The organism is Blastomonas aquatica (assembly GCF_014639875.1).
In the GTDB taxonomy this organism is placed as follows: domain Bacteria; phylum Pseudomonadota; class Alphaproteobacteria; order Sphingomonadales; family Sphingomonadaceae; genus Blastomonas; species Blastomonas aquatica.
The window spans coordinates 1-539 of sequence record NZ_BMGD01000022.1 but is presented as its reverse complement, the minus strand read 5'-3'; the positions used below and the strand labels follow the sequence as shown (position 1 = coordinate 539).

General features: G+C 55.5%; 1 protein-coding gene. It reads right to left on the bottom strand.

All coding sequences use genetic code 11. The annotated features are described in order from the left end of the window. Positions 1-209: 209 nt before the first annotated feature. Positions 210-539: HEPN domain-containing protein (locus IEW00_RS17415; RefSeq protein ID WP_505625249.1), on the bottom strand; the 330-nt coding region annotated here is incomplete at its 5' end.

Sequence of the window (539 nt, the reverse complement as noted above, 5' to 3'; positions counted from 1 at the left end):
CTTGCACCGGTGCCTTCTCGGCACGTCACCAAATCAGCGCAAGGCGGCCCTCACCGCAGGGTTACCGTCGACCTGCCCCACCAGGAATTGGTCGAGCAAAAACTAGCGGACGCATTAGGATCGCGAACTGAGGGCGCAGATCTCTCGCAAGGAAGCTTAAACAGATTGTTGCCTTTCAATCTGCGTGTCAGATTTAACGAGCTCTTTGATCAGGCACTGAAACACTGCGATTCGAGGTACGCCACCCGTTCAGTACAGATCGCGTGGACCGCTTGGCCAAGCTCTTCGATATAGCTTCCAAGCCAGAGTAGCTCCTCTTCCGTGATGCGATAATGCTTCGAGTAGCGCGCCTTCACATAGGCTTCTTTCAGCTTCTCGAACCGAACACGATGGACACGCGTATCGCGCGGCCACGCGTCGACCAGACGCATATCGATGCGCTCAGCCTGCGTCCGCAGGAAACCGAGATTATGAACGTGTTGGGGTGGACGGCCCCCAAACGGCATCAAATGTGCCAAGATTGAGTCGTTGAAAACCTC